Below are 22,677 nucleotides of genomic sequence, written 5' to 3'. Positions count from 1 at the left end.
TAGATATTCACTTACATTCCATAGGGACTGAAATCGTAGACGTTACCTATATTTGAAGGAGCTTAAGAAATGAGTAACTCCACACATGAAACATCCACGGAGATAAAAGATAAGGCTGTATTAGTCAGCTTAGTGACCGATGAAGTTAAGCGGTCAGGCATTAACCCTGAGTATTCGCTTGAAGAGCTCGTTAAGCTTGCGGAAACTGCAGGTGTTGAAGTGCTTAGCGTCATATCTCAGAATCGGGAGACTCCAGACTCCAAATGGTTTATCGGAAAAGGTAAGGTAGAAGAGCTTCGTGCAGCGGCAGAGGAGCTTGGTGCGACTACCGCTATTTTTGACCAAGAGCTGTCTGGAGCACAGGTTCGCAATCTCGAAGAAAGCCTTGATCTGAAAATTATAGATCGAACCCAGCTTATCCTGGATATTTTTGCACAGCGTGCTCATACGAGAGAGGGTATTATTCAGGTAGAGCTGGCACAGCATTCTTACCTTCTGCCAAGACTGTCTGGACACGGCAAGAACCTGTCACGTCTTGGCGGGGGGATCGGAACAAGAGGACCGGGTGAGAGCAAGCTGGAGACGGACCGCAGACATATTCGCGGACGGATTACCGACCTGAAACGGCAATTAGAAGAGGTGACCCGTCACCGTACGCTGCACCGGGAACGCCGTAAGAAGAGCGGAGTAATTCAAGTAGCATTGGTCGGTTATACGAATGCCGGAAAGTCTACACTGCTTAAACAGCTGACATCGGCTGATGTTTATATTGAGAACCAGTTGTTTGCAACTCTTGATCCGACTTCCCGAACGTTGGAACTGCCGAGCGGCAAAGAAATTGTGTTAACGGATACAGTAGGCTTTATACAGAACCTTCCGCATGAGCTGGTTGCTGCATTCAGGGCAACGCTCGAAGAGGTGAATGAGGCAGATCTCATCCTGCATGTTGTTGATGCTTCTTCTACGATGAGAGAGGAGCAAATGAATGTTGTTGAAAAGCTGCTGCAGGAGCTGGGTGCTTCCGATAAACCACAAATTGTGCTGTTTAACAAGAAGGATGCCTGTTCTCCCGAGCAGCTGCAAATGCTTCCGACGGGCAAGGGCTACAGAAAAATAAGTGCATTTGATGAGCAGGATCTGCTGAGCATTCGTGAATTGATACAGGAAGAACTAACTGGAGATACGGTTAAGTTTAGAATTCCCGCGGAGCGAGGAGATATCACCTCTGTTGTCTATCGAATCGGCGATGTGATCGAAACGACCTATGATGAGAATGATGTTATTTATGAAGTACAGGTCCAAAAGGGCGAATATGAGAAGCATGGGTATCTGTTAAAAGATTTTATTGACTCGTCAAATTGATGTGATTTTGTATACTAATATTGTAACGCACTAAAGTAATATTGGTGTTAGTTTTGTGAGGAGAGAAAAACGAGAAATGGGTGTTTTTTCAGCAGACATTGTTCAGCTTCAGCAAACGATTGAGCACAAGATCGAATCAAGGCTGCGAGAAGTAGACCTAATCGTCGACAGCAATCAATGGAAGGTAATAGATGCATTCCAGAAGCATCAAGTAAGTGACTTCCATTTTGCAGGCTCTACGGGCTACGCTTATAACGATCGCGGCCGAGAAATATTAGACGAAGTATACGCCGACGTGTTTGGAGCGGAGGCGGCTTTGGTGCGTCCACATTTTGCATCCGGTACGCATACGATTGCCACCGCTCTTTTTGGTGTGCTAAGACCTGGAGATGAGCTCTTGTACATTACGGGCAAGCCTTACGACACGCTTCATAAGGTGATCGGCAAGCCAGGGGATGGCACGGGATCCCTGTACGATTTTGGGATTACATACCGCGAAACGGATCTGACTCCTGAAGGTGTAGTGGACTTCGCAGCGGTAGAACAGTCGATCCATTCTAATACGAAGGTCATCGGCATTCAACGTTCACGGGGCTATGACTGGCGCTCATCCTTTACCGTGCAGCAGATCAAAGAAATGATTGAGAAAGTCAAAGCGATTAAGCCGGATGTCATTGTATTCGTAGATAATTGTTATGGGGAATTTACAGAGGAACAGGAGCCGACGGAGGTAGGCGCGGACCTGATTGCAGGCTCTCTGATCAAAAATCCGGGTGGAGGCATTGCCGAGACAGGGGGGTATATCTGCGGTAAAGCAGAGTATGTCCAACTGGCTGCATACCGCTTAACTGCGCCTGGCATTGGAGGAGAAGTAGGTGCTATGCTGGGTACCACTAGAGGGATATATCAGGGATTGTACCTGGCTCCATCCACCGTCGGACAAGCCATCAAGGGGAGTGTTTTTGCCTCAGCCATGTTCGAAGCGGTCGGTTTTGAAACAAAGCCGGCATGGAATGAAATACGGACCGATCTGATTCAGGCTGTATCCTTTAGCGGTCCAGAGCATCTCATCGCATTCGTACAAGGTATTCAGCGGGCCGCTGCAGTGGACAGTCATGTCGTGCCGGAGCCTTGGGATATGCCGGGTTATGAACATCCGGTTATTATGGCTGCAGGAACCTTTATTCAAGGAGGCAGTCTCGAGCTCTCGGCTGATGCGCCGATTCGCGAGCCTTATATCGGCTACATGCAAGGCGGACTAACTTATTCTCATGTGAAATACGGTGTGCTCATGGCGTTACAAACGATGAAAAATCGTAATTTACTGTAAGTTTACCTAACACGTCATTGACACTTGGTATCATAAAAATGTACAATGATGATATCTTAGAATACTTGGAAGGTAGATGAACGAGATGGGTGACGAAATACGCAGAAACATGGCCTTATTTCCAATTGGTATTGTGATGAAGCTTACTGATTTGTCTGCACGCCAGATCCGCTACTATGAACAGCATAATTTGATCGTACCTGCACGTACCTCGGGCAATCAAAGAATGTTTTCTTTTAATGATGTTGAACGATTGCTTGAGATTAAAGCCCTCATTGAGAAGGGTGTAAACATAGCTGGAATCAAACAAGTGATGAATCCTGTCACGAAAGAGTCAGAGGAAGCAACGATCATTACAGCGGACACCGAGGTGAAGCGCAGAGAGCTGTCTGATTCGCAGCTCCACCGTTTACTTAAGCAGCAGCTGGTGTCTGGCGGCAAACGCCCGGGTCAGGTATCCCTGATTCAAGGGGAGTTGTCGAGATTCTTTAACAAGAAGTGATGTTAGTTAACGAAGGGGAACGGGTATAAGGATAACAGGATAAGAAGGCTTAAGAGCTCGTAATCGCTTTCTTGACATCTTATCCTTTGCCTGTGACAATGAATGAGACCCATCATTTCTTGCAGCTCTGTAGTGGCGTTATCTGCGGTATACGTTTAACCTGCAATAGCAATACTTGTTGAAGCTGATACTTTTAAGAAGAAGAGGGAGAGGATATAGTGAGTTATACAAAAGATGACATTCTCCGCATAGCGAAAGAAGAAAATGTACGTTTCATTCGTTTGCAATTTACAGATTTGCTTGGAACAATTAAAAACGTTGAAATTCCCGTAAGCCAGCTGGTAAAAGCACTCGACAACAAGATGATGTTCGACGGCTCTTCCATTGAAGGCTACGTTCGTATTGAAGAATCTGATATGTACTTGTACCCAGATTTGGACACATGGGTTATTTTCCCATGGGTAACAGAGAATCGTGTTGCGCGTCTTATTTGTGATGTGTATATGCCAGATGGAACGCCGTTTGCAGGGGACCCGCGTGGCATCCTGAAGCGCGTACTGACAGAAGCAGAGCAAATGGGCTACACTTCAATGAATGTAGGACCAGAACCTGAGTTCTTCCTGTTCCGTACGGATGCCAACGGTAACCCAACGGAAGAGCTGAATGACCAAGGTGGTTATTTTGACCTGGCTCCTACCGATCTTGGAGAGAACTGCCGTCGTGAAATCGTGCTGACGCTTGAGGAAATGGGCTTCGAGATTGAAGCTTCTCACCATGAGGTTGCTCCTGGGCAGCATGAAATCGACTTTAAGTATGCAGATGCAATTAAGGCTGCTGACCAGATTCAAACGTTTAAGCTGGTTGTTAAGACGATTGCTCGTCAGCATGGACTGCATGCGACATTTATGCCTAAGCCGCTCTTCGGCATGAATGGCTCCGGTATGCACTGTCACCAATCTCTATTCAAAGACAATGTGAATACATTCTATGATGAATCCGATACTTTGGGGCTCAGCAAGACTGCTCGCCACTACATGGCTGGTATTCTCAAGCATGCACGTGCTATGGCAGCCATTACGAATCCGACAGTGAACTCTTACAAACGTTTGGTTCCTGGTTATGAAGCTCCTTGCTACGTTGCATGGTCTGCAAGTAACCGCAGTCCGATGATCCGTATTCCGGCTTCCCGCGGGCTGAGTACTCGTGTAGAAGTACGTAATCCAGACCCTGCTGCGAACCCTTATCTGGCACTTGCTGTTATGCTCAAAGCCGGACTGGACGGAATTAACCGTGAGCTGAGTCTTCCTGCTCCAATCGACCGCAACATCTACATCATGTCGGAAGAAGAGCGTATTGAAGAAGGTATTCCTTCACTCCCAGCCGACCTGAAGGAAGCATTGCATGAGCTGATCCGCAGCGAAGTTATCACTGAGGCGCTTGGTGATCATGCGCTGGCTCACTTTTATGAACTGAAAGAAATCGAGTGGGACATGTATCGCACACAAGTACATCAATGGGAACGCGATCAATATTTGACGCTTTACTAAAACCGGAAACCCTTGGCGCTTAGAAAGTGTTTAAACCGCCATTCAAATGTTAGTTACAATCTAACATTTGAATGGCGGTTTTTTGTATAAAGACAAGTTTAGTTTTTAGTTTAGGTATTCTTATTCAGAAAGCTAATGGTGGTAAACAAGCAAACTTAGCAGGAATTAAGTCGTAGCTTCTGTAACGTTCAATCTACAAATTCAATCATAAAAAGAATGAAGTTCTTGTGGAATGCCACAACGCTGCAAAAAACGCTCGATCGGTTCTTCTGGTTGTTGTTGTTCAGAATGTGTGAGCAATTTCAAAGCAAAAGTATTCGCTTGTTTCTCATACTTTCCAGCATTAAAAAAAGAGTAATCATCGAGCCAGAAACGGCTTAAATCAGGGTGCAACCTGTCGTGTGCGAGTTCATGGGCACAAACTACCCGTTTCCAATGATCATCTAGCTCATTGTGTATAACAATAAATCGTCTGCGTAACTTTCGATAATACAGTCCCCGAGTCCCGTCTTCAAAATTAGCATATCGGATAAGAATGTTTAGGCCGTCTGCTATGATAAAAGGATCGTTTGTCTTAAATTTTTTGACGAGTTTATCAATGATTTCATCCAAATTAATCACCTTCTTTTGGTGACTTCTTCATTATTGGTATCCAGCTTTTTTGTTCTTCCGTAGGTTTCTTTGTTCATTTCCTTAGCCTCCCAGAACAAGCCTGTCAACACATCGAGCACACGCTGTTTTGCTTGTCCCTCGATCGGAACCCCATCAAACATGATAGGTGCATCATCTTCAAGCATTTTTTTAAAATCCCTAATGTCTTTAGCAGTAGCCCATTCAGGAGTTTCATAATGGTTACTTATATCTTCTATGTAACCTGCTTTATACAACATTTCTTGATAATCTACATTGAGAACTTTAGCGAGACTTTTAATTGTACTAGGCTTAGGAGAATTACGAAGCCCGTTCTCAATCCTTGAAATTTGTGCGTTACTAATTCCAGACGCAGTAGACAGTTGATTTATAGTCAGGCCATTCTTTTCACGCAACGTTCTTAAATATAAACCGAATTCATCTGAACTCATCATGTATTTCCTCCCAAATGATTTTACCTCTAGGTAATTAATATAAACCATTATAACCAAATGGTAAATGGGGTAACAAAGCTAAATATGCTAGGAAAGAATATAAAGATATTTGTATTCACTCTTTACCAAATGGTATTTATTGTGTATCATGATACCACAAGGTAATAAAAAGAAGCTGCTAATTTACCATGACATTAAGTAAGGGTTTGACAGCATGAATCAGGGAGGTAAAGACATGGAAAGCTTAATCTTAGAGATAACTAAAGAAGACAAGAGCGCAGTTAAACGGTTGCTGAGTCATTACCCAAAAATGATGGGTACGATTGAAGCATTAAGAAGAAAAGAAAATCGGACTAAATTGGAAGAACAGACACTAGAAAGCTGGGGACGAATCGTGAACGAGCTTGATTCGGCAATAAAGATGATCGAAGACGAAGAAACAAGGAGAATAGTTGAACACCGATACATAAAAGCTAAAAAGTACAAGCTTACAGTCGACCTTTTTTACTCTGAAAACCTTAGCGAACGCACGATAGATCGAAGATTAAATGCCGGGATTGAATCCATAACCGAAGCATTAAAGCGTTCTGAGGTTATATGATCTAAGCCGTAACCACATTGTAGCCAATTTCAATAAATGTTTACCAAGCTCTTAATAAATTTAGAGATGACTTCGAATTCTTGGAGTCATCTTTTTTTGTGTACCCAGCAAATGAGCCATCTATAGGGTGACTCCCGAACGAGGCTTTCGAGCACTTCTGTTAGCTCAAAGCAACGGTGTTTGAAGATTGACGGTAAATTGACGGAAATCTGTCGTAAATTTGTCGGTGCTTCGTTGTTAAAGTATGGGCATAGGGTCGTTGGTTACCCGGGCATCCCTGCAAGCCCTTATCGTGGCAGGACTCGATCATGCTGTGGGACAAGCTCCTTAGCGTAAAGCGCAAGGGTATGATGCGGGGAAGGCAGGTAAAATAACTGCCCTAGTATATTATTTTTAAATTTTTAAAAAAACTGGAGGTAATGAGAATGTCAGAGAACAAAGTAACGTTTGGTTTAGAGCAGGTGCATGTGGCTTTTTTGGATGAAACAACTACAGGTAGTCAGCCTGTTTGGAAAGCACCGGAACCCATTCCGGGAGCGGTAAGATGGACACCGGAGGCCGTCGGTGAAGCCAGCACTTTTTATGCGGATAATATGGCCTATTTTGTATCCACAGCAAACAATGGCTACACAGGAGAGCTTGAGATGGCACTTGTCCCAGATCATATTCTTGCTGAAATGTTGGGCTGGGTAATTGACAGTAACGGTATGCTGGTAGAAGTATCAAATGCTCTTCCTAAGAAATTTGCTCTTCTGGGTCAAGTGCAAGGCGACAGTAAAAATCGTCGATTTGTATATTATAACTGCCAAGCTAGCCGCCCAGCGAAGGAGCGTACAACACAAGGCGAGGCGATTGAAGTGAATACAGAAATTCTGACACTAACCATATCACCGCTAGAAGTTAACGATATGATCGTTGTTAAAGGGGATCTTGAGCTTAGCGATCAGAATGCAGCCGCCTACCAAAGCTTCTTTAATTCTGTTTATACTCCTTCGTTCGAAGCAGTTGGAGGTGTATAAACAATGAGAGAAATTCAAATCGGGAATCAGCAAGTCCGAGTCAGAGCTACCCCTCTGGCTCTTCTATATTATAAGCAAGAATTTAAGAGCGACCTCATGGGCGATCTTAGCAAGCTTTCGGAAGTATCGAATGATCCTCAGAGATTCGATATTCTTACTATTCTGCAAATGGTATGGGCTATGGCGAAGGCGGATGGATATGGCAAGTCTTTTGCTTCCTTTGAGACGTGGCTTAGCAGCTTTGACACCATTAATTTGGCTGATCCAACCTTACTGACCTCTGCTATTGAGGAGGCAACAGAAGGTTTTTTTCGTCCCGCTGACAATGGAATCCCAGCAACCAAATAATGAAGAAGCACCAGAGATTGACTTCGTGTTGCTTGCTTTAGGAAAACATATGGGATTAAGCTTCCTAGAATTAAACGAGCTAAGAGTCAGGGATCTTTTAGATCTGTCAAAGCAGTACTTCCCAGATTCAGAGCGGAGTAAATCAAAGCAAAAGAACGCGACTCAAGCAGATATCGATTCATTCTTTGGATAGCCAAAGAGTAGACGCCAAAAGAAAAAAGGAGGTGAGCCAAGATCGAAGAACAAAATATACAACAAACGAATGCGGCAATTGAGGAGCAAAGCTTCCTTGTTAAACAGCTGGGGAGTACGTATACAGCAGCATTTAAAGAGGCTCAGCAGGCATTAGGCAATAATTTTGAACAGATGCAAAAGGTTGGTTCAGGTATTACTCTACTGGGACAAACATTAGCCGGGGCGTTGGCAGGTGCGGTTGCAGCTGCTGCGGATGAGTCCACGTTCGCATCTTTTAATACGGCTATGACGGAGCTTAAAACGGCTATTGACCTGGCTGTAGTTTCAATTGGTGAAGCACTTATTCCAGTTATCCAGTCTTTATTACCGGTTTTTGAAAGTCTGGTTGGTTTCGTTCAAGGTGTGGTGAATTTATTCGTTAGCATGCCTGAAAGCTTGCAGTCCTTTATTGCCATTTCAGGAGCGGTTGTAGCAGCCATTGCACTGATTGGGGGTCCCATTATACAAATAATTGGACTTCTGCCGCAATTGGCTGCAGGCTTTTCCATCATCGGACCGGCGATTTCCACTGCTCTTTCCGTTGCCTCAGGACCTATTGGTATTGTTGTTGCTGCTGTTGCCGCATTAGCTGCAGGCGCATTGCTGGTGTATCAGAATTGGGAACATATTTCCGGATTTTTTATAGGATTATGGGAGAGTGTTAGTGGAGCGACTACAGCCGCTTGGGAAGTGATTCAATCCTCATTGTCCACGGTTTGGCAATCAATCAGCGATTTAAGCCACAGTATATTCCAGCCGATATCGGACTTTTTGGTGCAAATTTGGGATGGGATAAGCAGCTTTCTAAGTACGACCTGGTCTGGTTTATCAACCTTGGCACAGACTTCCTTCGATCAGATCGTTAACACGATAACTCCAATTATGGAAGGGCTCCAAACGTTTTTCACCGGAATATGGGAGGTTGTAAAAAATATATTTGCAGGAGCTCTCCTATTCATCATTGATTTGGTTACTGGTGATTTTGAGAGTTTATCGCAGGATGCCCAAGCGATCTGGAATAACCTGAAAGATGCTTTTCTAATGATATGGGAGGGTATAAATCAAGTGTTTACTGAGGCACTTGGTTTGGTTTCAGAGGTGCTGACAGGCGCCTGGGAAGGTATGAAAGAAGTAACAATAACCATCCTTACTGCTGTGACTGAATGGATTAAGACAACCTGGAACAATCTATTGACCTGGTTTCGTGAATTGCCGTCGCAATTGTATAGTATTGGTTCCGAGATGTTTAAACAAATGAAAGATGCTGTGCAAACAACAGTGGTTACGGTCAAAGATGCCATCGTGAACGGGATCAGTGAAGCCATCGATTGGCTTAAGCAGCTACCATCTCAAATGCTCAGTATCGGTGCGGATATCATTAATGGCATTGTTGAAGGGATTAAAAGCAAAATTCATGCTGTCACAGATGCAATTAGGGACGTAGCAAACAGTGTAACAGGCGGCATAAGAGATGTGCTTAGCATTAATTCCCCAAGCCGAGTAATGATGAAATTAGGAGAGTACACGGGAGAAGGCTTTGTTTATGGGATATCCAGTACATTGGATTCCGTGCATAGAGCAGCAGTTGAAATGTCACGTGCAGTCGTTCCGGAATTGAATGTAAATACTCGTGCAAATCATACGGCTGGCAGTGGACGTGGCGGTATTACTCAAAACATCACGGTTGTCAGCCCACAGCCGCTGTCTCCATCGGATACAGCACGAAAAAATCTTCAGGCTGCTCGTCAATTAGCCCTTGAATGGGGGATGTAAATGAGATCAAAGCAATTGAAGTTCACGAATCACAAGGGGGAGCACATCATTTTCAATGATGATAGCTCCTCTTTTTATATGGGGAACATCACTGGATTAGGGGATGTAAGTGCAGATATTCAAACACAACAGGCACCGTATCAAGATGGAACTACATTTATTGACGGCATACTTGATGTAAGAACAATCAGCTTCGAGGTTTGGATTAAAGGCACTGACGATACAGACATTTCTAAAAAGCGTGCGAGGCTTGCACAAGTTCTGAATCCTAAAAACGGCGTAGGGCTGATTGAATACCAATATGGAGATATAATCAGGGTCATTGATGCTGTTGCCGAACATATACCGACGTTTGGAGCAGGCTTCGAAAACAGAGGTGTCTATTATCAAAGAGCACTTGTTGACATTATTTGTCCTAATCCATATTGGAGATCGAGCAATATTACAGAGGAGCCGACATTTGAATCTTTGTTTCAATTTCCTTTTGAAGGCGAGTTTCAAATGGGATATCAAAGAGATCAGAGAATGATCGTAAATGATGGGGATGCACCAGCACCTATACAGATTGAATTCTATGGGCCGGCACTCAACCCAAAAATTATGAACAATACAACCGGAGAATATCTTCGGGTGCGCCAGTATCTTGGAGAAGGTGAACGCATGATGATTGATACCAGTGACCACAACAAATCTGTTTATTTCGTTGATTCGTCGGGAGCTGAACGAAATGTGTTCAACTGGATCGATCTGGACAGCACTTTTTTTAAATTAACAATCGGAGAAAACGAAATTGAATACACAGCAGACGATGATATACAAGGTGCTGTCGTCAATATTAGCTACAGCAAATTGTATACCGCTGTTTAAACAAGGAAGGGAGAAGGGACTTTGGAAAAATATAAGTTTTTTAATTCAGCTCCAGATGATCCTCGGACATATGAAGCATCTGATTTTGCAGAATACTTTGGCAGTGTATTATCAACGGGTTTACTTCATACGGATCATGTTCCGGGCATGGAGGTATCCGTTGCAGCAGGAACACTAAATACAGTTGTTAGTGCGGGCAAGGCGATCATGTTGGGAAGGCTGTATGAGAACACATCTGATCTTACCCTAACTCACAGCATTCCAGAGGCGACTTTAAATCGAATTGACCGAATCGTGTTAAGACTTGACCTTCGTAACTCTGCTAGGAATATCCATTTGGCTATAAAAGAGGGGGCAGCAGGCGCAACTCCAGTCCCGCCAGAGCTAACACGAGATAACTTTATTTATGAATTATCTCTAGCGCAAATTCTAGTAAGAGCGAACACTTCACAGCTGCAACAAGCTGATTTAGTCGATGAAAGATTATATGAAGATCTATGCGGCATCGTATACTCTCTAATTTCTATCCCTACGGAGCAGTTTCAGCGCCAATGGGACGAATTCATAGGAGGGATTGAAGACGAGGGCTTTGCAACAACTGGTTATGTAAATGAACAAGTTGCAGTTACAGAAACGAATGCTAAAAATGCAAGTTTGTCCAGAACAGGTGGAACTGTAAACGGTGTTGTTACTGTCAATAATCCTAATTTACTTGGATCTACAGCTGGTTCAATTGTTGATGGAATAACGACCAATTTTTCTACTGGGAATCAATCCAAGTTAGTTACTAGAGCAATGCGTGTATCAAACGGGAATACATGGACATCGGAAGCTATAGAATTAGCACGATATGTTGACGCTACACAGCAAGCCACCCTTAGGTTTGAAGGAGATGAGATAAGGTTTAAAAATGCTGACAACACATGGACAAGTTTAAGAGAGCTAAAGCAATCTGGCGTTAATGCTAAACAGGGCATAGTGGATGCCATTAACGCCATGGGAGGTAGTGCATCCACAGGTGATATATGGTCCACGTTGCACACAAAAATTAGGGGGCTGTATACAGGTAAAAAATATGTCGAGGGTTCTTTGGGAACATTGTCGGGAAATGGATATAAAAGTATTTATATTGGGTTCGTTCCTTCTGTGGTTATTGTATCATCACGATATTATGATACTGCTAATCCGCTCTCACTAATCTACGCTATTAAATCAAATAAGGGTACTGAGGAATATGATTCAAACGGTTATTTGAGATTGGGGAATTTCGGGACTTCTATGACCGTTTCTAACCATGTAAGCAACCCCCATTATGATGTAACATGGCAAGCATGGGAATAAATTAGGGGGCGTACATCAATGGATTTAACATTATGGTTAGATGACCGGGGAAATTCTTCGCGACACAGGAAAAACTAAATCTTACGATCACGATTTTGAATTGAAGCGGAATCCTTTTGAATATGATAAATTAAGAAATAAAAAACCGGAAACAATCGGCTTGTAAAAATTAGAGTCTAGAGAATACGCCTCTGTTTTTTCAGTAGGGGCTAATTTCCATTAGATTCTGTATGATTAGAACACCTGTTCTCATGTGCCGAACTCGGAGAAAGAACCTATAAGAGCTGAGTCAGCATTTAAGTAAACAAAATTAATACAAGAAAATGCAGTTATTACCGGAGATATGGGGAATTTGTTATCCCAAAGTGCCGAATACAAAATGGCAATTGCCACAATGGAACAGCAAAAGGATATATTAATTGAAGTAGCATCTCCGAAAGGAGGTGCTGCATAATGTGGTATTTAACAGTTAAGAGATTCTACAATAACAGCCATCCATTGTATACAAATGATAGCCTTAAAATGTTCGTTGTTGCTCAGATGATCAATGCTGATTAATACGAGCTAATTACAAGTGTAGAACTAAGTAATTAAAGAAATGTTGAATGCCTATTATATTTGAAGTTGGTGAGTACATGACATTACCATTACGCATCATGACCAAAGATTTCAAGCTAATTGCTGAGATCACCCAATATGCTTCCTTACAACTAACCCGCTCCTGGCATGGAGTGGGTTCTGTTGTTCTAAAGATCAATCGCTACTTGAAGCACGCTAATGAACTGCAGCGCGGTCGCATCATTTTCCCGCATAACAAGCTAAACAAAGCCTACATCATAAGACATCGGGAGATTGAACTGGACGAGAATGGAAAGGCAACAGAGAACTGGATCATTCAGGCACTGGCTTTAAAGTCCTGGATGGGCCAGCGTATCACATATCCGCCTTTGTCAGCCGGTTATGACAGCACGCAAGGGAATGCGGAGTCCGTAATGCTGCATTACATCAATAACAATATCATTAATCCATCAGATCCTCAGCGAAAGATGAATCGAATATCCGTGGCAACTAATCAGGAACGTGGGCCAAGTGTAAATTGGCAGTCAAGGTATAAAAACTTGGCCGAAGAAATATCCGAGATCAGCAGGATAAGCGGCTTGGGGTGGAATATTGATGTGGATACGATACAGGAAGAGTACTTATTCCGTGTTCAAGAAGGCCGTAATCTTGCGGTTAATCAGTCTCATCTGCCGCCAGCCATATTTAGTCCTGAGTTTAGTACCCTTGGCAAAATGACGTATACCGAATCGGAGCTGAACTTCCGTAATGTAGCCGTCGTAGGAGGTCAAGGGGAAAATGTGGACCGGCGCATCGTAGAAGTCGGCTCTACCAGCGGTTACGAAAGATATGAGCTGTTTGTAGACGCAAGGGACGTGTCTGATGAAGAGGATGTTCACGATACGCCCACACAGGGTCCAGATATAAATGTAGATGAATATCTTGCAGCAAAAGGCCAGCAGGCACTTACCGATTATACGCAGGAGTTTTACTTAGAAGGACAGGCTTTGACTCATTCCAAGCTGGTCTATGAAGAAGATTATGATCTAGGCGATATCGTAACGCTCCAAAATAAAGAATGGGGCGTTACGCTTAACGCCCAAATCACAGAGGTCAAAGAGATTTACGAACCTGGGAATACAAGCATAGAGCTGACATTCGGCAATAACCGCCCTACCTTAATAAGCAGGATTAAGCAAGAGCTGGCCAATTTAAGAGAAGAAATTACACGGTAGAGCTGAGGTTGACATTTGGGAGGTCCTCAAATACCAGAGCTGCAACTTTGCTGTAATAATAATGGAAATAAGGAGATGAGAGCTGGATGGAGTGGACCACAATTTTGGAGCTGATTCATCCTCAATTATTCATTGTGCTGGCTCTCTGCTGGGTAGTAGGATACATTCTAAAACAAACACCTAGAGTGCCAAATTGGACCATAGTTTATGTGGTCACTATTATTGCAGTCGCTGTGACTGTATGGATGCTTGGGTGGGGGCCTGAATCGTTGATTCAAGGAATTTTGACAGGTGCTTTTGCAGTATACGGTAATCAGCTGCTGCATCAGGCTCATAAAGGAGTGGATTTAAAATAGTTAAGCTTGTGATTGATCCTGGGCATGGAGGCAGGGATTCAGGTATTCCTAACACGCGAAATGGATCAATTTATAGAACTGAAAGAGCGAACGAAAATAGCCAATGAATTAGCTGCAGATGCAATTATTTCAATCCATTGTAATGCGGGCGGTGGTGCTGGGGGTTTTGAAAGCTTTCGTTATACTTCAGCTAGTCTGAAATCAAAAGAGCTTCAGGAAACTCTGCACGAAAGTATTATAACTGAACTGAGAAAATACAACGTGATTGATCGCAAACCAAAGACAGGCAATTTGCATATGCTACGAGAATCCAATATGTCGGCTGTATTGACTGAGAATCTGTTCATCGACGCTGACGCCATTCTACTACAAAATGATCAGGTGATTGAGGCTATTATTGACGGGCACGTGGCTGGAGTAGTTCAATTCTTCGGTTTGGAACAGAAAGACGTGATGATAGCAGCAGATGAGGAAGATCTTAACATGGTAAGTCCATGGGCTAGAACAGCTTGGGAGCAAGCTGCTTTAAAAGGATACATGGATGGAACACGTCCGAGAGATTCTGTAACTCGGGAAGAACTCGCAGCGATCTTGATTCGTATAGAGAACAATAAGTAAAGTTGATGATTAGACGATAGTGAAAAAGGCCATTTTACATAATAGTAAAAGGGCCTTTTTCTATTTGTGATAACAGCTTTTTTCAAAGCGAATCAATTAGACGCATTTAAATTATACCTAGCAATAAACCTTATGAAAAAAGGAGAGATCTTCCAACGAAGACCTCTCCTTAAAATATACAAGAAATAAAAGAATGGCTAATTAATGAAGGAAGTCACGGAACAAGCCGATAACCTTACCCAAAATGGTTACTTTTGTAAGCCGGAGAGGTTCGTATGTAGGATTCTCTGGCTGCAAGCGAATATGGTCCTTCTCTTTATAAAAAGTCTTAACGGTTGCTTCATCATCTTCCGTCATCGCGACGACGATGTCTCCGTTATTCGCTGTTTGTTGCTGGCGGACGATAACATAGTCGCCATTCGAAATTCCCGCCTCAATCATACTGTCCCCGACAACAGAAAGCATGAATACTTTCTCCTCACCAACATACTGCATCGGCAGCGGGAAGTAATCTTCAATATTCTCTGTAGCTGTGATCGGAATACCCGCAGTAACTTTACCCACTACAGGGACGCGAGCAACGGTCTGCGTAAATTGAAGAACATTATCATCACCATCATCTTGACCGAGCAATTCAATAGCCCGTGGCTTAGTAGGGTCTCTGCGAATTAACCCCTTCTTCTCCAGACGATCCAGGTGTCCGTGAACGGTTGAACTGGAGGCCAGGCCAACAGCTTCACCAATCTCTCTTACGGACGGCGGATATCCCTTCAATCGGACTTCATTGCGTATAAACTCCAGAATTGCTAATTGCCTGCTGGATACCTTCGACATACCGTATCAACTCCACATAATAACGTTTGGGAAAATTATAGCATAGAACCTCCGTTCGTACAAACATTAGTTCTAAAAAATACAGAACAATTGTTCTCAAAAACTATTGCCCAAAACACATGTTCGTGTTATAGTGAGTTCTGTAAGGAATGAGAACAAACGTTTGGAGGTTGAAATAATGCTTAAATACAGCACTTATAACAGCATACATTCTAGAACAGATGAAATGACGAACAATAACTTGGGTGAGACGATACATATTATAATGAAGAAGAACAAGCAGAGAATAATTCGTTTGATATTAATAGCGTCAGTCCTGCTTCTGAGCTTAACTGGATTCATGACGGTATTTGCAGACGCGGGACAAGAGACGGCATACGAGAAGGTTGTTGTGGAACCAGGTGATACCTTATGGGCAATCGGTTCAGAGCATAAACCAGAAGGTATGGATATAAGAGATTATGTTAACCAAATTCAACATATTAATGGATTGTCCAGCAGTGATATACAAGTAGGGCAGCTCTTAAATCTTCCTTATTTTGATTGATATGTATAATTCTTTTATAATCTACAACATGCTAAGGACGCGGCTTGATCTGCGTCTTTTTTGTATTTTGTACTAAATACAGACTATACAGGTATTTACCTTGACAACCTTTTCTAATCATGTCAAAGTTAAAGAGACTATGCATTTTGGAGGGGAAGAAAGTTGGATATTGAAAGTCTAGTTGCGCGGATTAATGAGCTTGCCCGCAAGCAGAAGGAATCCGGGCTTAACGATGAAGAATTGGCTGAACGGACTGAGCTTAGAGAGATCTATTTGAACAACATCCGCAGCAACTTCCGTCAGCAGCTGGAATCCATTGAGATTGTGGATGATGTAAGCGGCGACACGTATTCAAAAGGAAAATGATTTAATAAATAGGTCCATGCTTTTGTTATAGATTGAAGGAGGATACTCATGGCGAGTTCATTTGAAAGATCAGTGAAGAAAAATCAGCAGAAAATTAATAAAGATCGTAAAAAAAGAGGCCAGCCATCCATCGGATCTGGTGTTGAACAAGAGGATGTATTTAAAGGAAGAGCATTTTTGTTCCCATTTGTACTCGTTGTCCTATCATTCATGTTCCTGACTCTTAGCGGTTTGACGACAGATGGAGTAGGAGCATTTGATTGGGTTGTATTTGCGCTTTATCTTGGACTTGCTCTGATGTACTTTATGCGCCGGCCGTATCTCAAAGTCGGTAAGAAGCGGATCAAGACGATTAAGCTAAGCAGAGAACGTTCCATGGGTCCAGAGGATATTAAGAAAATTGTCCTGGAAAAAGGTTCTGTTGTTGTTGAACGTAATGGCAAAGGCGGTCCTTGGGTGTTCAGCAAACTGCTTAATCTATATGATGTAGAAGCGATGGGAGCACGCCTTGTGCAATACGCACAGAATCATCAAATACCTGTCGAAGATAAGAGAGTAAAGTAAGAAGCCTAACATACGATACCATACTTTCGGGGGAGAGAGAAGCATGTCAATCAAAGCAGTGCTATTCGATTTGGATGATACACTCTTATGGGATGAGCGGAGTGTAGAGGAAGCTTTTTACGAAACATGTCTAGTTGCATCTAAGCAAACAGGCGTTGATCCTCATGAACTGGAGACTTCTGTCCGCAATGAAGCAAGGAAGCTGTATGAATCGTATGAAACGTTTGCTTTTACAAAAATGATTGGCATTAACCCTTTTGAAGGATTGTGGGCTCATTTTAATGGGAGTGACAGAGCTGAATTTAAGCAGCTTGAAGAGATTGCTCCTACGTACCGTAGAGAAGCGTGGACTAAGGGTCTTCTTGCTCTGGGTATTGATGAGCCGGAACTCGGTGCGGAGCTTGCAGAGCATTTCGGTAAAGAACGCCGAAGCCGTCCTTACATGTATGATGAGACATTAGAGACGCTGGCTGAGCTGCAAGGTAAAGTGAAGCTTCTCTTATTAACCAATGGCTGTCCTTCTCTTCAACAAGAGAAGCTGGATGGGGTGCCTGATCTAGTTCCGTTCTTTGACCATATTGTGATCTCAGGTACGTTTGGCAAAGGAAAACCTGATCCTTCCATTTTCAAGCATGCTCTGGAATTGCTGGATGTATCTCCAGACGAAGCGCTGATGGTTGGCGATAAGCTTACTACAGATATTAAGGGAGCTCTTGCATCTGGAATTAGAGCGGTTTGGATCAATCGTAATAACAAGCTGAACGAAGAAGCCTACACTCCAGACGTTGAAATTAAGCATTTATCTGAAATCAAACAAATGTTATAATCTTCCATGTAACCGCATCTGCTGCAGAGCAGCGGCGGTTTTCTTTTTACAGAATACAGGAAGGAAGATGAAGATATTGAAACTCTTCTTGCAATCGAACGGCTTCACTCCTATCCGGCAGCATATCTCGATGGGTTTCATTATACTAACTCTATGTATTCTAATCTCTGGCTGCTCATTTAAAGCTTCTTCGGAGCCGATTGCTCTCATGGAACCGATTGACGTCAAGCTGAGTGTTTCGAGTGAAGAGATAAGTTTGAATGAAACCGTACATATGGAAGCTGTGGTGACTCAGGAAGCAGATGTCGTAGGTGATGCAGATGAAGTCATGTTCGAGGTTGCTACATCGGATGGTGTCAGTATGGAGTTTGAAGGGGAGCACCAAGGGGAAGGAGTATATGTATTTGACTATCAGTTCAAAGCTGCGGGAGAATACAAGGTTACTTCTCATGTAACAGCAAGAGGCTTTCATGCTATGCCATCAGTGCACATTGTGGTAAAAGAATAGCAGCAATTAACAGTATTGGACAAACAAAAGAAAACCTAGGACAACCTCATTGAGGTTGTCCATTTTTAATATAAGCTGGATCTGGGTAAGGAGATAGGGTCCACCCGTTCTCTTTAATCGTTAATCGAACGGCAATGACTTCCTTATTCTTCATTAGAGCAAAGGAGTGCGGAGTGTTCTCAGGAATAGCAATGACATCCCCTGCGGTTAGCTCTATATCAAAATAACCAGTGTCTTCATCCGCCTTCATACTTAGAATACCGTTGCCTGACAGAATAGCATGCGCACCTTCATCTCCATGTGCATGCATTTCTTCGAGCTCAGCTAGCTTTCCTTCAAGGTTGGAAGTGGCATTTGACAGTGATATGACTTCCCATTGTTGATAGCCGCGACGTCCTGCCATATCAGAAATTTCTTCTTTATAGAGGTCTAAGACTTGCTGCTGCTCTTCGTCAGATAACAGCTGGTTACGCTTAAGCTCTGCCGGCAGCTTAGATGAATCCCATTGCTCATAAAGCACATGATAGTCTTTTAGATAATTACGAACGTTCTCCACTCCACTAATTCTTTCATTCGTATTTTTGATTAAAATTTCTGGCATAATTATTCCCTCTTTTCTAATTGGTTTAATGAAGCCTGTGTTCTGCCTTTGCTCAGTGTTGTTCGCTGATAATTGGAAAAGACACTAGTCATGAAGCTGTAAACCGCTGTCATGACGCTGATTATCTGTCGATGATTTACCTTCCCAACAGATGGTGTTTCTGCTAAACTAAGATTTAACGTTTTGCGGGAGGTATGACAGTGATCAAGAGTGACTTAAAGGATGCGTTAAATAAACGAATATTAATTCTAGATGGCGCCATGGGCACCATGATCCAGCAAGAGAATCTGACTGCCGAGGATTTCGGCGGTGAAGAGCTGGATGGCTGTAACGAAATGCTTGTGCTTACGAAACCGGAATTGATTCAAAATATACATGAACGTTATCTTGAAGCTGGCGCTCATCTTATTGAAACCAACACCTTTGGAGCCACTTCTGTTGTACTAGCAGAATACGATATCCAGCATAAAGCAACAGAAATTAATCTCGCTGCGGCGAAGCTGGCTAGAGCTGCCGTAGATAAATATAACTCGCCGGATTCTCCACGATATGTCGTAGGAGCTATGGGCCCAACCACCAAGACCTTGTCCGTTACAGGTGGCGTAACTTTTCAAGAGCTGATTGACAGCTATGAAGAGCAAGCCATCGCTCTCATCGACGGTGGTGTCGATGTGCTTCTCCTAGAAACCTCTCAGGATACACTCAATGTCAAAGCTGGCAGCATCGGTATCCGGCAGGCATTCGCCAAACGGAGCATCGAGCTTCCTGTTATGATCTCAGGGACGATTGAGCCGATGGGAACAACGCTGGCAGGTCAGAACATTGAAGCATTTTATATTTCCTTAGAACACCTTAACCCGATATCGGTCGGGCTAAACTGTGCAACGGGTCCTGAATTTATGAGAGATCATATTCGTTCCTTGTCATCTATGGCAGGGACAGCGGTTAGCTGTTACCCTAATGCTGGCTTGCCGGATGAGAATGGGCAATATCATGAATCGCCTGATTCTCTGGCAACCAAGATTGCGGCTTTTGCGGAGCAAGGGTGGATCAATATTGCAGGGGGATGCTGCGGCACGACCCCGGAGCATATCAGGGCTCTTGCGGATAAGCTGGGTACAATGAAGCCACGTCCGCTAACTGGGGAGCATCCTCCTGCGATTTCAGGTATTGATCCTGTGTACGTGGAACAGGATAATCGTCCTTATATGGTTGGTGAACGAACGAATGTACTCGGGTCCCGCAAATTCAAACGTCTTATTGTGGAAGGCAAGTATGAAGAGGCCTCCGAAATTGCTCGAGCTCAGGTTAAGAATGGAGCACAGGTTGTTGATATTTGTGTGCAGGATCCTGATCGAGATGAAGCGGATGATATGCTCAAGTTCCTTGAGCTCGTTGTTAAGAAAGTCAAAGTACCTCTAATGATAGATACAACAGATAGTGAAGTCATTGATCTAGCCCTACAATATTCCCAAGGAAAAGCGATTATCAATTCTATTAATTTGGAAGATGGCGAGGATAAATTTGAGAACGTAACGCCGATCATCCATAAATATGGAGCAGCTGTCGTTGTGGGAACGATTGATGAGCGAGGGCAGGCAATTAGCAGGGAAGACAAGCTTGACGTTGCCAAACGATCGTATGATCTTCTCGTAAATAAATACGGTCTTAAACCGGAAGACATTATATTTGATACCCTTGTGTTTCCTGTAGGTACAGGAGACGAGCAGTATATTGGATCTGCGGCGGAAACGATTGAAGCCATTCGGTTGATCAAGTCCGCATTACCAGGAACACATACGATCCTTGGAGTAAGTAATGTTTCCTTTGGACTGCCTGAGGCAGGGCGTGAAGTACTGAATTCGGTCTTCTTGTATGAATGCACCAAGGCAGGACTTGATTATGCGATCGTTAACACGGAAAAAGTAGAGCGTTACGCCTCTATTCCAATTGAAGAACGTAAACTTGCCGAAGATTTAATCTACCGTACAAATGATGAAACCTTAGCTGCTTTTGTAGCCGCATTCCGTAATAAAAAAGTAGAGAAGAAAGTCCAAATCTCTAATCTGACCTTGGAAGAACGTTTAGCTGCTTACGTCGTTGAAGGCAGTAAGGAAGGACTCATCCCTGATCTGGAGCTGGCAAGAGCGAAATACAGTCCACTTGAGATCATCAACGGACCTCTGATGAAAGGGATGGAGGAGGTTGGAAGACTGTTCAACAACAATGAACTCATTGTTGCTGAGGTACTGCAAAGTGCAGAGGTAATGAAAGCTTCTGTTGCTCATCTAGAGCAATTCATGGAGAAGAACGAAACCTCGGTTAAAGGTAAGATCATGCTCGCCACGGTGAAGGGTGATGTGCATGATATCGGTAAGAACCTTGTCGAGATCATTCTCGCAAACAATGGTTATCAGATCGTCAATTTGGGTATAAAAGTACCACCAGAACGTATCATTGAGTCCTATCGTGAAGAGAAAGTAGATGCGATCGGCTTATCGGGTCTATTAGTAAAATCGGCACAGCAAATGGTGCTCACTGCACAGGACTTAAGGAATGCAGGGATTGATGTCCCTATTATGGTAGGTGGAGCAGCACTGACAAGGAAATTTACCAAGACTCGAATCAGACCTGAATACAGCGGTATGGTTGTATATGCGAAGGATGCCATGGACGGACTGGACATTGCAAACAAGCTAATGAATCCGCAATCCAGAGAGCTGATGCTGAAGGAAATGGAGCTTGAGAAGGAGAAGGATGCCGCAGCTGTTAGTAATGTCATCCCAATGCCCGAGCTGACGAGAGTGGAACGCTCCAAGGTTTCTCAAGAGGCACCTGTATATTTGCCGCCTGATCTAGCTAGACATACCATTCGGAATTATCCGATTAGTCATATTCTTCCTTATGTTAACATGCAGATGCTGCTTGGACATCATCTGGGATTGAAAGGAAATGTAGAGCAGCTGCTTAAGTCAGGGGATTCTAAAGCAGTTCAGCTCAAAGAAACCGTCGATCAAATTATGGATGAGGCGATCAAGGACGGAATCATCAAGGCAAATGCAATGTATCGTTTCTTCCCAGCACAGTCTCAAGGAAATGATATTATCATCTATGATCCGGAAGATCACTCTAAGGTATTGCACACCTTTACTTTCCCGAGACAAAAAGTCGATCCATACCTTTGTTTGGCCGACTTCCTAAAGCCGGTTGAATCGGGTGTTATGGATTATGTAGGATTTTTAGTGGTGACTGCAGGACATGGCATTTCAGAGCTGGCTGCGGAATGGAAAGAGAAAGGGGACTATCTCCGGTTCCATGCCCTTCAGTCCATTGCGCTGGAAGTGGCCGAAGGCTTGGCGGAACGTGTTCATCATATGATGAGAGATACATGGGGATTCCCTGATCCGGCAGATATGACGATGAAGCAGCGTCTTGGGGCAAGATATCAAGGTATACGAGTTTCTTTTGGCTACCCGGCATGTCCCGATTTGGAAGATCAAGAACCGCTGTTCCGACTCATGCGTCCTGAAGATATTGGTGTGGAGCTGACGGAAGGATTTATGATGGAGCCTGAGGCATCTGTATCGGCAATGGTATTAAGCCATCCGGAGGCTCAATATTTTAACGTAGAGAAGGCGTAACAAGTGAAGTATTG

Annotated in this window: 23 protein-coding genes; 19 read left to right on the top strand and 4 right to left on the bottom strand. The window is 43.4% G+C overall.

The annotated features are described in order from the left end of the window. Positions 1–69: 69 nt before the first annotated feature. From hflX to glnA, 4 genes are all read left to right on the top strand, one after another. On the top strand, positions 70–1,362 hold the full coding sequence (gene hflX, locus PUW25_RS16350; protein ID WP_047910664.1) for a GTPase HflX: 1,293 nt from the start codon (positions 70–72) through the stop codon (positions 1,360–1,362). Between the two features lie 76 nt (positions 1,363–1,438). Continuing rightward, positions 1,439–2,692 (top strand): methionine gamma-lyase family protein, encoded by a 1,254-nt coding sequence (locus PUW25_RS16345; RefSeq protein ID WP_047910663.1) that lies wholly within the window; start codon positions 1,439–1,441, stop codon positions 2,690–2,692. A gap of 85 nt (positions 2,693–2,777) precedes the next feature. Further along, positions 2,778–3,194 carry a MerR family transcriptional regulator gene (locus tag PUW25_RS16340; RefSeq protein WP_047910662.1) on the top strand — a complete coding sequence of 139 codons (417 nt, stop codon included), beginning with the start codon at positions 2,778–2,780 and terminating at the stop codon, positions 3,192–3,194. 218 nt (positions 3,195–3,412) lie between these two features. Continuing rightward, positions 3,413–4,741, top strand: a complete 1,329-nt coding sequence (gene glnA, locus PUW25_RS16335) for a type I glutamate--ammonia ligase (protein ID WP_047910661.1) — start codon at positions 3,413–3,415, stop codon at positions 4,739–4,741. A 201-nt stretch (positions 4,742–4,942) separates the two neighbouring features. On the opposite strand, the gene PUW25_RS16330 is transcribed toward glnA, so the two are convergent. After that, positions 4,943–5,362, bottom strand: coding sequence for an ImmA/IrrE family metallo-endopeptidase (locus tag PUW25_RS16330; protein ID WP_337999876.1), 420 nt, complete (start codon positions 5,360–5,362; stop codon positions 4,943–4,945). After that, entirely contained in the window at positions 5,359–5,823 is a 465-nt protein-coding gene (locus PUW25_RS16325) for a helix-turn-helix domain-containing protein (protein ID WP_047910756.1), read from the bottom strand. Before PUW25_RS16325 ends, PUW25_RS16330 begins: the two co-directional genes overlap by 4 nt. 238 nt (positions 5,824–6,061) lie before the next feature. Here PUW25_RS16325 and PUW25_RS16320 point away from each other — a divergent pair, with 238 nt between their 5' ends. From PUW25_RS16320 to PUW25_RS16280, 9 genes are all read left to right on the top strand, one after another. Next, positions 6,062–6,427: a hypothetical protein gene (locus tag PUW25_RS16320; protein WP_047910659.1), complete on the top strand. Its 366-nt coding sequence runs from the start codon at positions 6,062–6,064 to the stop codon at positions 6,425–6,427. A 425-nt stretch (positions 6,428–6,852) separates the two neighbouring features. Next, positions 6,853–7,446, top strand: a complete 594-nt coding sequence (locus PUW25_RS16315; protein WP_047910658.1) for a major tail protein — start codon at positions 6,853–6,855, stop codon at positions 7,444–7,446. A 3-nt stretch (positions 7,447–7,449) separates the two neighbouring features. Next, the gene (locus PUW25_RS16310; protein ID WP_047910657.1) at positions 7,450–7,794 is read left to right on the top strand and encodes a hypothetical protein; all 345 of its coding nucleotides are present in this window, start codon (positions 7,450–7,452) and stop codon (positions 7,792–7,794) included. 366 nt (positions 7,795–8,160) lie between these two features. Next, positions 8,161–9,801: a phage tail protein gene (locus tag PUW25_RS16305; RefSeq protein WP_047910655.1), complete on the top strand. Its 1,641-nt coding sequence runs from the start codon at positions 8,161–8,163 to the stop codon at positions 9,799–9,801. After that, positions 9,802–10,668, top strand: a complete 867-nt coding sequence (locus PUW25_RS16300; RefSeq protein WP_047910654.1) for a phage distal tail protein — start codon at positions 9,802–9,804, stop codon at positions 10,666–10,668. It abuts the gene before it with no gap. A gap of 21 nt (positions 10,669–10,689) precedes the next feature. Then, complete coding sequence (locus tag PUW25_RS16295; RefSeq protein WP_052511778.1) at positions 10,690–12,009, top strand: hypothetical protein; 1,320 nt, start codon at positions 10,690–10,692, stop codon at positions 12,007–12,009. Between the two features lie 635 nt (positions 12,010–12,644). Beyond that, positions 12,645–13,802 carry a siphovirus ReqiPepy6 Gp37-like family protein gene (locus PUW25_RS16290; protein ID WP_047910754.1) on the top strand — a complete coding sequence of 386 codons (1,158 nt, stop codon included), beginning with the start codon at positions 12,645–12,647 and terminating at the stop codon, positions 13,800–13,802. An 86-nt stretch (positions 13,803–13,888) separates the two neighbouring features. Beyond that, positions 13,889–14,158, top strand: coding sequence for a phage holin family protein (locus PUW25_RS16285; protein WP_047910653.1), 270 nt, complete (start codon positions 13,889–13,891; stop codon positions 14,156–14,158). Between the two features lie 24 nt (positions 14,159–14,182). After that, positions 14,183–14,776, top strand: coding sequence for an N-acetylmuramoyl-L-alanine amidase family protein (locus PUW25_RS16280; RefSeq protein ID WP_152557662.1), 594 nt, complete (start codon positions 14,183–14,185; stop codon positions 14,774–14,776). Between the two features lie 201 nt (positions 14,777–14,977). On the opposite strand, the gene lexA is transcribed toward PUW25_RS16280, so the two are convergent. Beyond that, positions 14,978–15,610, bottom strand: coding sequence for a transcriptional repressor LexA (lexA, locus tag PUW25_RS16275; RefSeq protein ID WP_047910652.1), 633 nt, complete (start codon positions 15,608–15,610; stop codon positions 14,978–14,980). Between the two features lie 178 nt (positions 15,611–15,788). Here lexA and PUW25_RS16270 point away from each other — a divergent pair, with 178 nt between their 5' ends. The 5 genes from PUW25_RS16270 to PUW25_RS16250 all read left to right on the top strand — a co-directional run bounded on the left by PUW25_RS16270 (position 15,789) and on the right by PUW25_RS16250 (position 18,421). Next, entirely contained in the window at positions 15,789–16,157 is a 369-nt protein-coding gene (locus PUW25_RS16270; protein ID WP_205052810.1) for a LysM peptidoglycan-binding domain-containing protein, read from the top strand. A 162-nt stretch (positions 16,158–16,319) separates the two neighbouring features. Then, positions 16,320–16,523 (top strand): DUF896 domain-containing protein, encoded by a 204-nt coding sequence (locus PUW25_RS16265; RefSeq protein WP_047910650.1) that lies wholly within the window; start codon positions 16,320–16,322, stop codon positions 16,521–16,523. Positions 16,524–16,571: 48 nt separating this feature from the next. Then, positions 16,572–17,087 carry a hypothetical protein gene (locus PUW25_RS16260; protein WP_047910649.1) on the top strand — a complete coding sequence of 172 codons (516 nt, stop codon included), beginning with the start codon at positions 16,572–16,574 and terminating at the stop codon, positions 17,085–17,087. A gap of 43 nt (positions 17,088–17,130) precedes the next feature. Then, positions 17,131–17,913 (top strand): HAD family hydrolase, encoded by a 783-nt coding sequence (locus PUW25_RS16255; protein ID WP_047910648.1) that lies wholly within the window; start codon positions 17,131–17,133, stop codon positions 17,911–17,913. A gap of 67 nt (positions 17,914–17,980) precedes the next feature. Next, positions 17,981–18,421 carry a FixH family protein gene (locus PUW25_RS16250; RefSeq protein ID WP_052511774.1) on the top strand — a complete coding sequence of 147 codons (441 nt, stop codon included), beginning with the start codon at positions 17,981–17,983 and terminating at the stop codon, positions 18,419–18,421. Between the two features lie 46 nt (positions 18,422–18,467). Here PUW25_RS16250 and PUW25_RS16245 read toward each other — a convergent pair whose 3' ends face one another. Then, complete coding sequence (locus tag PUW25_RS16245; RefSeq protein WP_047910647.1) at positions 18,468–19,022, bottom strand: acireductone dioxygenase; 555 nt, start codon at positions 19,020–19,022, stop codon at positions 18,468–18,470. 260 nt (positions 19,023–19,282) lie between these two features. On the opposite strand from PUW25_RS16245, the gene metH reads away from it, so the two are divergent. Beyond that, a complete protein-coding gene (gene metH / locus PUW25_RS16240; RefSeq protein WP_420799985.1) occupies positions 19,283–22,663 on the top strand; it encodes a methionine synthase in 3,381 nt (1,126 codons plus the stop codon). Positions 22,664–22,677 lie beyond the last annotated feature (14 nt).

Source organism: Paenibacillus urinalis, from assembly GCF_028747985.1.
GTDB classification, from domain to species: domain Bacteria; phylum Bacillota; class Bacilli; order Paenibacillales; family Paenibacillaceae; genus Paenibacillus; species Paenibacillus urinalis.
The sequence above is the reverse complement of the archived record's forward strand: the minus strand, read 5'-3'. Positions and strand labels throughout refer to the sequence as shown.